This is a genomic window from Aquaspirillum sp., from assembly GCF_055136605.1.
In genome coordinates this window covers 1-12,922 of record NZ_JBSQVP010000060.1, presented here as the reverse complement: position 1 = coordinate 12,922, position 12,922 = coordinate 1, and the positions used below count along the sequence as shown (strand labels likewise).

13 protein-coding genes and 1 pseudogene are annotated in these 12,922 nt (G+C 50.1%); 10 read left to right on the top strand and 4 right to left on the bottom strand.

Annotated elements, in window-relative coordinates; genetic code table 11:
• Together ACTBZS_RS09900 and ACTBZS_RS09895 are read left to right on the top strand one after the other, a co-directional pair.
• Positions 1 to 984: pseudogene (locus ACTBZS_RS09900) on the top strand (methyl-accepting chemotaxis protein); the annotation flags it as partial.
• A 219-nt stretch (positions 985 to 1,203) separates the two neighbouring features.
• Positions 1,204 to 2,304, top strand: coding sequence for a VanZ family protein (locus ACTBZS_RS09895; protein WP_463044004.1), 1,101 nt, complete (start codon positions 1,204 to 1,206; stop codon positions 2,302 to 2,304).
• Here ACTBZS_RS09895 and ACTBZS_RS09890 read toward each other — a convergent pair.
• From ACTBZS_RS09890 to ACTBZS_RS09875, 4 genes are all read right to left on the bottom strand, one after another.
• The gene (locus ACTBZS_RS09890; RefSeq protein WP_463044003.1) at positions 2,264 to 2,923 is read right to left on the bottom strand and encodes a pyrimidine 5'-nucleotidase; all 660 of its coding nucleotides are present in this window, start codon (positions 2,921 to 2,923) and stop codon (positions 2,264 to 2,266) included. The two genes, ACTBZS_RS09895 and ACTBZS_RS09890, sit on opposite strands and share 41 nt — an antisense overlap.
• Positions 2,924 to 2,957: 34 nt before the next feature.
• The gene (locus ACTBZS_RS09885; RefSeq protein WP_463044002.1) at positions 2,958 to 3,386 is read right to left on the bottom strand and encodes a CBS domain-containing protein; all 429 of its coding nucleotides are present in this window, start codon (positions 3,384 to 3,386) and stop codon (positions 2,958 to 2,960) included.
• Positions 3,387 to 3,521: 135 nt separating this feature from the next.
• Positions 3,522 to 4,394 carry an acetylglutamate kinase gene (gene argB / locus ACTBZS_RS09880; protein WP_463044001.1) on the bottom strand — a complete coding sequence of 291 codons (873 nt, stop codon included), beginning with the start codon at positions 4,392 to 4,394 and terminating at the stop codon, positions 3,522 to 3,524.
• A gap of 103 nt (positions 4,395 to 4,497) precedes the next feature.
• Complete coding sequence (locus tag ACTBZS_RS09875) at positions 4,498 to 4,839, bottom strand: DUF2325 domain-containing protein (RefSeq protein ID WP_463044000.1); 342 nt, start codon at positions 4,837 to 4,839, stop codon at positions 4,498 to 4,500.
• Between the two features lie 184 nt (positions 4,840 to 5,023).
• Here ACTBZS_RS09875 and ACTBZS_RS09870 point away from each other — a divergent pair, with 184 nt between their 5' ends.
• The 8 genes from ACTBZS_RS09870 (at position 5,024) to ACTBZS_RS09835 (ending at position 12,720) form a co-directional block, all read left to right on the top strand.
• Positions 5,024 to 6,019 (top strand): Fe(3+) ABC transporter substrate-binding protein, encoded by a 996-nt coding sequence (locus ACTBZS_RS09870; protein ID WP_460429884.1) that lies wholly within the window; start codon positions 5,024 to 5,026, stop codon positions 6,017 to 6,019.
• Positions 6,020 to 6,161: 142 nt separating this feature from the next.
• The gene (locus ACTBZS_RS09865) at positions 6,162 to 7,778 is read left to right on the top strand and encodes an ABC transporter permease (protein WP_463043999.1); all 1,617 of its coding nucleotides are present in this window, start codon (positions 6,162 to 6,164) and stop codon (positions 7,776 to 7,778) included.
• A gap of 24 nt (positions 7,779 to 7,802) precedes the next feature.
• Positions 7,803 to 8,852, top strand: coding sequence for an ABC transporter ATP-binding protein (locus ACTBZS_RS09860; RefSeq protein WP_460429882.1), 1,050 nt, complete (start codon positions 7,803 to 7,805; stop codon positions 8,850 to 8,852).
• A gap of 9 nt (positions 8,853 to 8,861) precedes the next feature.
• Entirely contained in the window at positions 8,862 to 9,758 is an 897-nt protein-coding gene (locus ACTBZS_RS09855) for an AEC family transporter (protein WP_463043998.1), read from the top strand.
• Positions 9,759 to 9,785: 27 nt separating this feature from the next.
• The gene (locus ACTBZS_RS09850) at positions 9,786 to 10,670 is read left to right on the top strand and encodes an alpha/beta fold hydrolase (protein ID WP_463043997.1); all 885 of its coding nucleotides are present in this window, start codon (positions 9,786 to 9,788) and stop codon (positions 10,668 to 10,670) included.
• Between the two features lie 60 nt (positions 10,671 to 10,730).
• Positions 10,731 to 11,291 (top strand): ribosome biogenesis factor YjgA, encoded by a 561-nt coding sequence (gene yjgA / locus ACTBZS_RS09845; protein ID WP_463043996.1) that lies wholly within the window; start codon positions 10,731 to 10,733, stop codon positions 11,289 to 11,291.
• Between the two features lie 2 nt (positions 11,292 to 11,293).
• Positions 11,294 to 12,256, top strand: coding sequence for a YheT family hydrolase (locus ACTBZS_RS09840; RefSeq protein WP_463043995.1), 963 nt, complete (start codon positions 11,294 to 11,296; stop codon positions 12,254 to 12,256).
• Positions 12,257 to 12,270: 14 nt separating this feature from the next.
• Complete coding sequence (locus tag ACTBZS_RS09835) at positions 12,271 to 12,720, top strand: N-acetyltransferase family protein (RefSeq protein WP_463043994.1); 450 nt, start codon at positions 12,271 to 12,273, stop codon at positions 12,718 to 12,720.
• The last annotated feature ends 202 nt before the right edge of the window (positions 12,721 to 12,922 follow it).

Below are 12,922 nucleotides of genomic sequence, written 5' to 3'. Positions count from 1 at the left end.
ATTTTTGGAGGGTTCATGTTCGGTTATCGCCTCAAGCAAAGAGCGTTAGAGCTAGAGCGTCGTTTACAAAGCCTAGAGGAAGAACGGCGAGCAACAGAACGAGAACTGGAGCAATTACGCGCCAATTGGGAACCCGCCCAAAAAGAACTGGCTGACTTTCGCGAACGCGCTGGCCGTCGTGCTTCTTACATCGATCCTTTTGGCTTATTTTGTAACAACGTCGAAGAACTACGCGGCACTTTCTCACTTTTGGCCGAGCGCTTAGAAAGCGACTTTACCGTAGCCTGTGATGCAGTTTCAACTCTCCACCGCAGTCGCGAAGCACTTGATGTCATCATCAATAGCTTTAATCACATTGTCCAAGCACAAGGGCAGACTGTCCGTGCCATGGATACCTTAAATGATAATACCGGCAAAATCAGTCAATTTGTTCAGTTAATTAAGGACATCGCCGATCAAACCAACCTTTTGGCGTTAAATGCAGCAATTGAAGCTGCACGCGCCGGTGAACAAGGGCGTGGTTTTGCCGTGGTTGCAGACGAAGTACGGAAATTGGCAGAGCGTACCGCACAAGCCACCAGTGAAATTGCTACTTTGGTCACCACCATTCAGGATGGTTCCAGCGCCACCAAACAACAGGTACAACAAGCGTCGGAACAAGCGATGGACTACCAACGTTCTGGCGTCGAAACAGCAGACCAAGTCAGACAGTTGGTCAAGTTTAGCGAACAGATGGCGCACACCATCTCAATGGCGTCTAACACCAGTTTTATGGAGATTGTGAAACTCGATCACATTGTTTTTAAACTGGATATTTACAAGGCATTTATTGGCTACCACGATTTGCGACCAGAACAATTATCTAGCCACACTAACTGCCGACTGGGTAAATGGTATTACGAAGGACGTGGCCATGAAGAATGTCGTCACAACCCGGTGTATGGCAAATTAGAACAGCCTCATGCCCGTGTTCACGATGCAGGGAAAAAAGCCTTAGAGATGCTCAACCAGCGACAATTTGATGGGGCACGCCAAGCCTTGTTGGAGATGGAAAAAGCATCAGATGACGTGATGCGGATGCTGACAGAAATGGAAAATGAACGCTGCACAAAAGATTTTCGCAGCTAGGGACTAGTCGATTGGGGGCAGCATCTATTAAGCTGGCACCATGATGCTGATGCTGCCCGTTATGGCCTTTATGTGATGGCCTCACTGCCCCCTTCAATGACACCTCGAGGCCATGTCCCTTGGCTGTTTGCCGCGATTTGCTTAGGTGTTATCGCTGTTGTCAGCTTATATCCTTTAGATAGCTGGCAAGACAATACTGAACCGCTGTTCGATTTTCTGTTTTATCCGCTGCCATACTACACCCGCCGCTTTGACACCATTGTTAATGTGCTTGCCTATTTTCCCTATGGTTTTGCCTTAGCATTGATTCCACGCCAACGCTGGTTGGGGCTGTTATTAGCATTGGTGGTGACCAGTACCACTAGTTTAAGCGTAGAACTGATTCAACAATTTCTGCCAAGCCGCATCTCATCCAATCTTGATCTACTCTGCAACAGTGTTGGTGGCGCGCTGGGCGCCTTATTTGCGCTCAATCCACTATCGCGTTATATCGGTCAACGCCTACACCGCTGGCGGCATCGCCATTTTCACCCCAGCCGAGTGACTGACTACGCCTTATTGCTGATGACCTTATGGTTTCTGACCCAACTTGATCCCTCGGTGCCCTTCTTTGGTGTGGTGGTGATTCCCAAGGGATTACCACAACCTTTTATTTCACCACTGGAAAATCCAGCACTGTTTCTATTTCTGATCGAAGCAGGCAGCGCCATGTTGAATCTGCTGGGGACATTACTATTGGTCAGTCTATGCGCGAAGCGGTCGCAGTCAAAATTACGCCTTGTGCTCGGCTTTTTATGTCTGGCGACGTTAATTAAACTCGGTATTGCCGCTGCTTTTCTGCGTGAATTTGCCTTCTTCGAGTGGATTAACCCTCGGGTCTTGCTTGGCTTGTTAGCGGGATTATTACTCTTATTGTGGTGGGTACGGTTACCGTACACCGCACGCGCTGGTTTAGGTGCCATCACCTTGGGGGGAATGCTCTATCTTGCAGCACAATGGCCACTACAAGCCGACCGCAGCCCAAGTTTTAGTCATCTGCGTTGGAGCCACGGTCATCTCACCAACCTAAGCTTGTTGGCAGAAGTCGCCTCTCATGTCTGGCCGTGGTTAGCCTTAACCCTATGTTTCATTGGCTTTATACGACAATCGTTGTTTGCTTCGCGATACACAGGCTAAGCCGCGCCAGCTGTGGCAGCGCAGTGATGCGGTAATCGACATAAGGGGGCCGACGCGGTTGTTTGTGCAGCCATACGGTGGTCATCCCCAGCTGTTTAGCTGGTCGTAAATTCTCCACGGTATCTTCCACCATCACGCAATCAACTGCGCGCACCCCCAAACGATGCAACACGGTAAGATAGGCCTCTTGTTTTGGTTTGGGCCGTAGGCGCAAGCATTCCACGCCAAAGCGCGCCAGCAAATGCGGGTGTAAACCGAGCTTTTTGGTAACGGCTTCAACATAGTGTTTGGGGCCATTCGAGAAAATCACTTTTCGCCCGGGCAAACACCGCAACAGTTGTCCTACTCCGGCTGGTTTTTCTAACAAGGGAAGTAAGGCAGATAAAGGATGGGTACGAGTAAGAAAATGTTTTGGTGCAACGGTATGATGTCGTTGTAGTCCATGCAATGTTGCACCATAGCGTTGCCAGTAGTGTTGGCGCAGTCGATGCGCCTCGGCTTCGTCCATGCCCAACTCTGCCATGATAAAAGCAGTCATTTGCTGGTTAATATAAGGAAACACCCTGCTCGAGGCAGGGTGTAGGGTGTTATCTAGATCAAAAAGCCAAGTCAATGCCACGTGTTTACCTAAGCAGGGAATTGAGGTATCAACGTCAACTGTGAATGTAATGTGATAATTGGTCAATCAGGAAGTTCTGTTCCGCAATCGTCGCACTCACCACATCACCAATCGATACCATCCCCACCACGGCTTCATCATCAATTACCGGTAAGTGGCGAATACGCTTATCTGCCATCAAAGCCATACATTCGTCGATCGTTCGGTCGGGCGAGACAAACAATACGCGGCGGGTCATGATCTCACCAACGCGCGTTCCAGCGGAGGTACGCCCTTGTAGCACCACACGGCGCGCATAATCCCGTTCCGAGAAAATACCCTGTAATTTGCCTTCTTCCATCACCAACACAGCGCCGATATTATGCTCGGCCATTAAACAGAGTGCTTCATACACCGTTGCTTGTGGCGTGACGTGATACAACTGATGTTTATCACGTTGATCGAGCAATTGCTTGACTGTCATGACCATATTATTCCCCCTTGGACCAATAAAACGGCGTTAACGACACGCGATTGCAGTATAGAAAAAGAAATGTATTTTTTTAGTGGTTTTTCTGCAAGCTGACCGAAGTCAGGCTTGCAGTACACAACCACCAGCTTAACTGGCTTTAATCATGGTGCCAACACCCGCATCGGTCAAAATTTCCAGCAGCAAAGCGTGTTTTACGCGGCCATCAATGATATGCACTGAATTAACGCCGTTTTTCGCTGCATCAAGCGCCGAACTGATTTTTGGCAACATACCACCATGAATCGTGCCATCGGCAAACAATTCATCCACTCGCTTGGCAGTCAAACCAGTCAACAAATTGCCTTCCTTATCCAACACACCGGCAGTATTGGTCATCAAAATCAATTTTTCAGCCTTGAGTGTTTCAGCCAATCGACCAGCGACCAAATCCGCGTTGATGTTATAGGCCGAGCCTTCAGGCCCCACACCAATCGGGGCAATCACTGGAATAAAGGCATCATCTTCCAAGGTCGACACCAAACTGGGGTCGATATGTTCAATTTCCCCAACCAGACCGATATCCAGTGGCTCACCCTCTGCCGAACGCAGGAACATTTTACGAGCGCGGATAAACGAACCATCTTTACCAGTCAAACCCACCGCTTTACCACCGGCTTGGTTAATCAGGCTAACGATTTCTTTATTCACCAAACCGCCTAATACCATTTCAACCACTTGCATGGTTTCGCGGTCGGTGACGCGCATGCCTTGTACAAATTCACCGTTTTTGCCCAAACGCTCTAGCATCTCGTTGATTTGCGGCCCACCGCCATGCACTACAACCGGATTGAGGCCAACCAATTTCAACAGCACGATATCCTGTGCAAACCCTGCCTTCAATTCATCATCGGTCATGGCATTGCCACCGTATTTGATTACGATGGTTTTACCATTGAAGCGCCGGATATAAGGCAGCGCTTCGGCCAAAATAGAGGCTTTTTCTTGGGCTTCAGTCAACATAGAGCAGTATCCTTGTTCGATAGTCTAAAAGGGCAGTGACACAACAGCACCGATTGTAACCAATGCCAAGAGTGCTATCGAATTTTAATCCCGCCCAATCACATTATCGTGACGGCCTCGCACAACGGTGCTGACAATCTGCACATACGTTTTGCTCTTGCAACCCCACTTTCTCTAGCCCCTGCTTCAAGGCACACACGGAACGGCGACAAGCAATCACATGAATATCCCCGCTGTTGGCCAATTCACGGAAGTGTTTCATCACGTTATGACCCAAAAAATCCGTAAACAGAATCAGCAAGTCCGTTCCCGCTGGTAAGCGATCTACCTTGCGTTGATGAGCGCTATTGCGGCCACTGATGTGTTTTTGCACGGTAATGCCAAAAGATTGCAAGACATTAGGGATATTTCCGAGTGTATCGGCACCAACCAACATGGCGTTCATGCTCCACCTCCTTACAAATGAGAATTGTTATCATCTTTGCAAGGCTATTGATGACTGTCAAGGGTATTACGAAATAGTTTGATAACTATTCTCATCATTGCTACAATTTTTGCCACACTCTCGCTTGGGTTCAACCTCAGGCAAATCACACCCATGCATCATTTCTGAAAAAGGTGATTAAGACATGAAACGTCTTTCTTTGTTGTGTGCAGCGTTAACCGTTGCTTTTGCTGGTCAGGCATTGGCAGAAGAAGTTGTGGTGTACAGTGCGCGAAATGAACAGCTGATTAAACCGCTGTTTGATGCGTACAAAAAAGAAACTGGCGTGGATGTAAAATTCATCACCGATAAAGAAGGCCCACTGATGCAGCGTCTAAAATCAGAAGGCAACAATACGCCTGCTGATATTTTGCTGACGGTGGATGCGGGTAACCTGTGGCAAGCCAGCCACGAAGGTCTACTCAAGCCAGTCAAATCCGCTGCACTGGAATCTAACGTGCCAGCACACTTGCGTGATCCAAAAGGGGAATGGTTTGGCCTGTCGATCCGCGCACGGACAATTTTTTACAACACCAGCCGCGTCAAACCTCAAGAGCTAAGCAGTTATGAAGATTTAGCGACTGCCAAATGGAAAGGCCGTTTGTGCTTACGCACCTCGAAGAAGGTGTATAACCAATCGCTGGTAGCAATGCTGATGGCAGAACATGGTGAAGCGAAAGCTGAACAAATCGTCAAAGGTTGGGTGGGTAATTTGGCAACAGATGTCTTCCCAGACGACACCAAAATGTTAGAAGCCATTGGTGCAGGTCAATGTGATGTTGGGATTGCTAACACCTACTACTACGGCCGTTTGATGGAAAAAAATCCAAAACTGCCAATTGGCATTTTCTGGGCTAACCAAAAAGGCAGTGGTACTCATGTGAACATTTCTGGTGCTGGGGTGACCCGTTATGCCAAGAATGAAAAAGGCGCGATTCGCTTGCTCGAATGGTTGTCTTCTGACAAAGCACAAAACCTCTATGCCGACAGCAATATGGAATTCCCTGTCAATCCAAAAGTGAAATCTGATCCAAAAGTCGCTGCATGGGGTGATTTCAAACACAACTATATCAATGTCGCCAAAGCCGGCGAACTGCAAGCAGCGGCAGTGAAATTGATGGACCGCGCAGGCTATCGTTAATTATTGCGTGTTGTTCACCCACAGGCAGCGGTACGACCAGCTGCCTGTTTGTCTTTCTGCTTGGCAGCATTATGCTTGAGTTTCTTGCATAAAAAGTTCGATAATTGCTGTTTTCCTCGACGATTTAGACAGATTTTCTTCAATGGCCCTTTTTCATTCCACTCGGCGTTGGTTTGGTGTCGCAGCAGTTTTCAGCCTGATTACCTTAACCCCGCTGGCGGTAATCCTTTCGGCCTTTCTCGACCCTAGCCCAGATATTTGGGCCCACCTCAGCGAATTTGTCCTCCCCCGCTTGTTATGGAACACCTTCATTTTGATGCTTGGCGTCAGTGTGGGTGGACTGGTGTTAGCGGTACCGTTGGCTTGGCTGATTGCCATGTATGATTTTCCGGGAAGACGTTTTTTTAGCTGGGCTTTGATGCTGCCCTTGGCAATGCCGGCGTATGTGATGGCCTTTACGCAAATCGGTTTGTTTGATTTCACTGGCCCTATTCAAACATGGATGCGCGAGGTTTGGGGTACTAGCGCAGCCATGCCGCCAATTCGCTCGACTGGTGGGGTGATTTTGGTGATGAGCCTTGCCCTCTACCCCTATATCTATCTGCTTGCCCGTGATGCTTTTGCCAGCATGGGACGACGTGCGCTAGAGGCGGGCCAATCTTTAGGGCTCAGCCGACGGCAAGCCTTCTTTCGGGTGGCCTTACCGATGGCACGGCCTTGGATTGTTGGCGGCGTGAGTCTGGCCTTGATGGAAACCTTAGCTGACTTTGGAACGGTGTCGATTTTTAACTACGATGCTTTTACCACTGCCATTTACAAAGCATGGTTTGGCCTATTTTCACTGTCTTCTGCCTCACAGTTAGCCTCGTTATTAGTGTTATTGGTGTTTATTTTGGTGTGGTACGAACTGCGCGCACGCGGACGGCGTGCTTATACCGTCACCGGACGCGGCAGTATTCAAGCAAAACGCGACCGTCTTCCCACGCTATCCGGCCTATTGGCCACCGCTTGGGCCAGCGTGGTTTTGGGACTGGCCTTTGTAATTCCATTTGCTCAGTTGTTATGGTGGTGCCGACAAGCGATTACGACCGACCTCGACGCCCGTTACATCCGTTTTGTTTGGTATTCCTTACTGCTGGCCGGTCTTGCTGCCGTCGCGGTTGCCGTCGTCGCCTTGCTGATTTCTTATGCACAACGTCGTGATGCGCGCCAGCGCACTCGCTTTGCGGTTCGATTGGCAACACTTGGTTATGCTGTCCCCGGTACCGTGTTAGCCGTAGGTGTGTTTATCCCCATCGCTTGGTTGGATAATGTCTTACTGAATGTCTTTTCCAGCTATTTACCAGAAGGACAAACAGCTATTTTCAAAGGCACGTTGCTGGTGATGATTTTGGCATATATCGCGCGTTTTCTCGCCGTGGGCTTTCAATCGGTCGATGCCGCGATGCAAAGGATTACCCGTAGCCAAGAAGAAACGGCGCGAGTCTTGGGCGAAGCAGGATGGGGTTTGTTACGCCGTTTATACCTGCCGTTATTGCAGGGAGGGTTATTCACTGCCTTGTTGATGGTGTTTGTTGATGTGATGAAAGAAATGCCCATCACCCTGATGACCCGTCCCTTTGGCTGGGATACGCTTGCTGTACGGGTGTTTGAGATGACCAGCGAAGGGGAATGGGAACGCGCTGCGCTGCCTTCAGTCGCGATTGTCTTAGTCGGTTTATTGCCGGTGATTTTGTTAGCACAACGTCGCCATGCTTAATGCTTTTTCTGTTTGGGATACCTGATGTCGGTCTTGCTTGAATTGCGCCATATTAGCCAGCGTTATGCAGCACAAGAAATCGTCAAATCACTTTCACTACAGCTGGAACAGGGCGAAATTGGTTGTTTGCTTGGTCATTCTGGCTGTGGCAAAACCACTGTTTTACGCTGTATTGCTGGGTTTGAGCCGATTCACGATGGTGAAATTTTATTAAAGCAACAGCCAATCAGCCGCCCGAACCAAAGTGTTCCACCCCATCAACGCCAAATCGGCATGGTGTTCCAAGACTATGCTTTGTTTCCACACCTGTCTGTCGCCGATAACATTGGCTTTGGCCTCCACCAACACACCGCTTCACACCGACAACAGCGCATTACCGAATTGTTGGAACTGGTGGGGTTAACCGCACATGCCCAAGCTTATCCGCATGAGCTCTCTGGTGGTCAGCAACAACGGGTGGCACTGGCGCGGGCCTTAGCACCCAAACCCCAGCTTTTGCTACTGGATGAACCCTTTTCAAACCTAGATGTCGCTCTACGCGAACGCTTGGGGCAAGAAGTCCGTGATATTCTCAAGCGCGAACAAATGACCGCTATTTTGGTTACCCACGATCAACATGAAGCTTTTGCTATTGCCGATCAAATTGGGGTGATGCAAGCGGGTCAAATTGTGCAATGGGCAACACCGTATGAACTCTATCACCAGCCAGCCAATCGCTTTGTCGCCGATTTTGTTGGTAAAGGCGTGTTTGTCCCCGGCACCATCACCGGCAGCCATTGTGTAGAAATCGAATTTGGCGAAATTTGCCGTGTTGATCTCGATAGCCGTGGCTTTGCTGTCGGAAGCCGTGTCGATGTGTTATTGCGTCCCGATGATGTGGTTCACGACGATTTCAGCCCCTTAAAAGCCCAAGTGGTCAACCGTGCATTCCAAGGTGAAGTGTTTCTCTACACCCTCGCCCTTGCCTCGGGACAACAGGTACTCGCCACCGTCGCCAGCCATCACAACCATCGTATCGGCGAATGGATTGGCATTAAATTAGACCTTGATCATCTGATTGCTTTTCCAAGCTAGGGCCAGTGCATGTCAAGTATTGCTTGGGCTTTATTGCCAGATTTTGTGCTGATTCTGCTTGGCTTGAGCCTACGCCGTTGGTTTGGTTATCCCGCGGAATTTTGGGGCCACTTAGAACGCCTCGTGTATTACGTGATGTTCCCCGCTCTGCTCTTTCGTTCTGTGGTCAAAAGTGAGCTCGAATTTACGCCTGCCCTCGATATGATCGCGGCAGGCGTCGGGTTTACCGCTGGAGGCTTGGCATGTGGTTTATTGCTCTGTTGGTGGCTACGCCCTTCATCACAAGCCTTTGCTTCAACCATTCAAACAGCCTTTCGCTTTAATACCTATATTGGTATCGCCGTTGTAGATCGTTTGGCCGGTGGACCGGGGATTGCTGCCTTAGCCTTATTAGTTGGCGTGTTAGTCCCTGCGGTGAATGCACTGGCAGTGTGGTTTTTGGCACGTCACGGTGGCCATTCGGTATGGCGAGAAATTGTCCGCAATCCGCTGATTATCGCTACCGTCAGTGGCTTTATCTGCAAGCTATTCGGTGTCACCGCCCCCGACACAGCCATGCACCTCCTCGATCTCTTTGCCGTTGCAGCCACACCACTGGGATTGTTAGCAGTGGGTGCAGGGTTACGCAGCGAAGGGTTACGGCAAAACTTAGTACTGATTAACGGCATGACCGTGATCAAATTGGTTGTTGTACCAGCGCTGGCATGGGGTTTGGCGGAATGGTTTGATTTAAGCGGCATGTATCGGACTGCGGCGATTGTCCTCGCCACCCTGCCAACAGCTTCGTCAGCCTATATCCTCGCAGTACGAATGGGCGGTGATGGTAAGTTGGTCGCTTCCATCATCACCATGAATATCTTTGTTGGTATGTTGACACTACCGTTATGGCTGGCGTTTACCTTATGATGGGCGTTTTTCTCTCGCCGCCCACTTATGTACCAAGCAAAATTATTATCGCGCAGTGAATTCCCGCCGCTGGCAGTCGACCGCCCCCGCCTGCACGTCCGTCATTGGGGCCGCGAGGGTGCAGCAAAATTGTTTTTGTTACATGGCTGGATGGACAGCAGTATCACTTTCCAATTTTTGGTTGATACGCTGGGAGATCGTTGGCATTTCATTGCCCCTGATTGGCGTGGGTTTGGTCAATCACAGGCCAATACCGCTGGTTATTATTTCCCCGATTACCTCGCCGATTTAGATGCACTGTTGCATCACTATGCTGCAAACGAAACCGTCACCCTGATCGGGCATAGCATGGGCGGTATGGTCGCCAGTCTCTATGCCGGCATTCGTCCACACAAAATTGAGAAACTCATCTCCATCGAAGGGTTTGGCTTACCAGATAGTGATCCCAATGAAGCCCCAAAACGCTATCGTCGTTGGCTAGATGAACTACAACACCCCCCGCGCTTTGATGCACTGAGTTTAACCACAGTGCAACAACGGCTACAACGGCGTAATCCCTTGCTGTCTGCCGACCGTGCGGCTTTTCTTGCTCACGCGTTGACAGAGAGCGATGCGGTCAAGGATGGCTATCGTTACCAAGCCGATCCGCGTCATAAAATGGTCAACCCGGTACTGTATCGTTTAGGCGAGGCTAAAGCCTGTTGGCGGGAGGTGACAGCGCCGGTGTTGTGGGTGGTCGGCGGTGGAGACAGCGATCATCCGCTAGCCCGTTCGGTGTTGGCCAGCTTGGACGAGCGGCGAGCGTGTTTTCAAACCATCCAACAAGTCACCCTCAACCCGTGTGGTCACATGGTGCAATGGGAACAACCAGAAGCCCTCGCCGCCGCCATAGAAGATTTTTTGGCCTGCTGAGGCTGGGCAAGCTTCTGTTATCATTGTGCTCTTTTTACCAGTCATTGAAGTGGAATTATTGTGAGTCAGCCCTCCTTGTACGATGACGAGGCACCCAGCAAATCGCAAAAAAAACGCGATGCTGAGGCATTACAGGCATTAGGTACCGAACTGATTGCGTTGTCGCATGACAGCCTGAAAAAATTGCAGCTCCCAGAAAACTTATATCTGGCCATCCGCGAAGCGCAAAAAATCACTGCCAATGGTGCCATTCGGCGCCAGCGGCAATATATTGGCAAATTGATGCGTGATATCGACCCCGAGCCTATCCGCGAATTTTTAGCGGTATTACGTGGGGAATCCGATCAACATACGGCATGGTTACACCGTTTAGAACGACAGCGTGATCGCCTGTTGCAAGACGATGAAGCCCTCGCTGAATTTCTTGCGGCGCATCCTGATTGTGATGTGCAAAATCTGCGGCAACTGATTCGTAATGCACGCAAAGAACAAGCCGAGAGCAAGCCACCAAAAGCCTATCGACAATTGTTCCAACTGCTCAAAAGCCTGTCACCTGCACCTGGCCTACCACAACATGCAACGGCCAGCGATAGCGACGAGGACAACGAGGATAACGGCTAATTATGCCCAACTACCGCGCCCCGCTTTGGTTACCCGATGGCCACAGTCAAACGGTTTGGCCAGCTTTATTTTTGGCGGGGGCGGTACCTCATTATCGGCGCGAACGCTGGCCAACACCGGATGGCGATGAAATCGCTCTTGATTTCCTTGTCAACGACAGTGCCTCGCCACACGCACCATTAGTCGTCTTGTTTCATGGTTTAGAAGGCAGTTCGCGCAGTCACTATGCGCGAGCCCTGATGCGCGAAGTGGCTTGCTGTGGTTGGCAAGGCGTCGTGGTGCATTTCCGTGGGTGTGGCGGACAACACTTCCGCGCCCCCCGCGCCTATCATGCCGGAGACTCCGCTGAAATTGCTTGGGTGTTACAACATCTGGCACGGCGCTTTGGCTGCGTGTTGAGTGTTGGTGTCTCGTTGGGTGGCAATGCGCTGTTGAAATATCTTGGCGAAGCAGGACAACGCGCCATTCCTCATGCTGCTGCTGCCATTTCGGCCCCATTGGATTTAACTGCCGCTGGCCATGCCCTTGAACACAACCCGATCAATCGTCAGCTCTATACCCGCATGTTTTTACGCAGCTTAAAACCCAAAAGCCTGCGCCTGCTTCAGCATTACCCACATCTGCTCGATTCACACGCACTTCGTGCCAGCCGCACCCTCCGCCATTTTGATCACCATGTCACTGCACCATTACATGGATTTCATGGTGTAGAAGACTACTGGCAACGCGCCAGCAGCAAACCCTATTTACCGCACATTACCATTCCAACTTGGGTATTAAATGCCCGTAATGATCCCTTCTTACCTGCCCACGCCCTACCGAAAAAACAGGAAGTCAGTACGCAGGTTCAATTAGAGTTTCCAAAGCAGGGTGGGCATGTTGGCTTTGTCAGCGGACATTTTCCAGGCCATATTCAATGGCTGCCGCGACGGATTGTGGATTTTTTCACCCAACAACTTAGCTAAAAGTACACGACAAAATGGACATCATCATTCGAACCGCGACGGTTGACGATGTGGCGGCAGTCGCCGTGTTATTCGATCACTATCGCCAGTTCTACCAACAAGCCGCCGATCTCAGTTTGGCGCACCGTTTTATCCAAGATCGTTTGCAACAGCATCAATCGGTGATTCTGGTGGCAGAAACATCAGCGAAAACCCTCGTCGGTTTTTGCCAGCTCTATCCAACATTTTGTTCAGTGGCAGCACAACCGATTTATGTGTTGTACGATCTATTTGTCAGCGTTGCAGCGCGGCAATCTGGCATTGGGCAGCAGTTATTACAGGCTGCCGAGGCACAAGCAAAACAAGATGGAAAAGCACGCTTAGATTTATCCACCGCCAAAGACAACCATACCGCACAGCGACTGTATGAGCGTCATGGTTGGCAATGCGATGAGATCTTTTTGACCTATAGCCGCAGCCTCTGATCGAGGGTTCAGATCATAGCGTCGGCGGGCGGTTTTGCGACATGGTGTGAAGCAAACCGCCAAAACATACTACAATCAGCTGTCATCCTCAGTCCCCACCCCAATCATGCTGCCGCTGCTCGACCCGAAGAACGATTACATCTTCAAACGTCTCTTTGCCCAATCACCCGAATTGCTGTCCGATTTGATCAACAGCATCCGC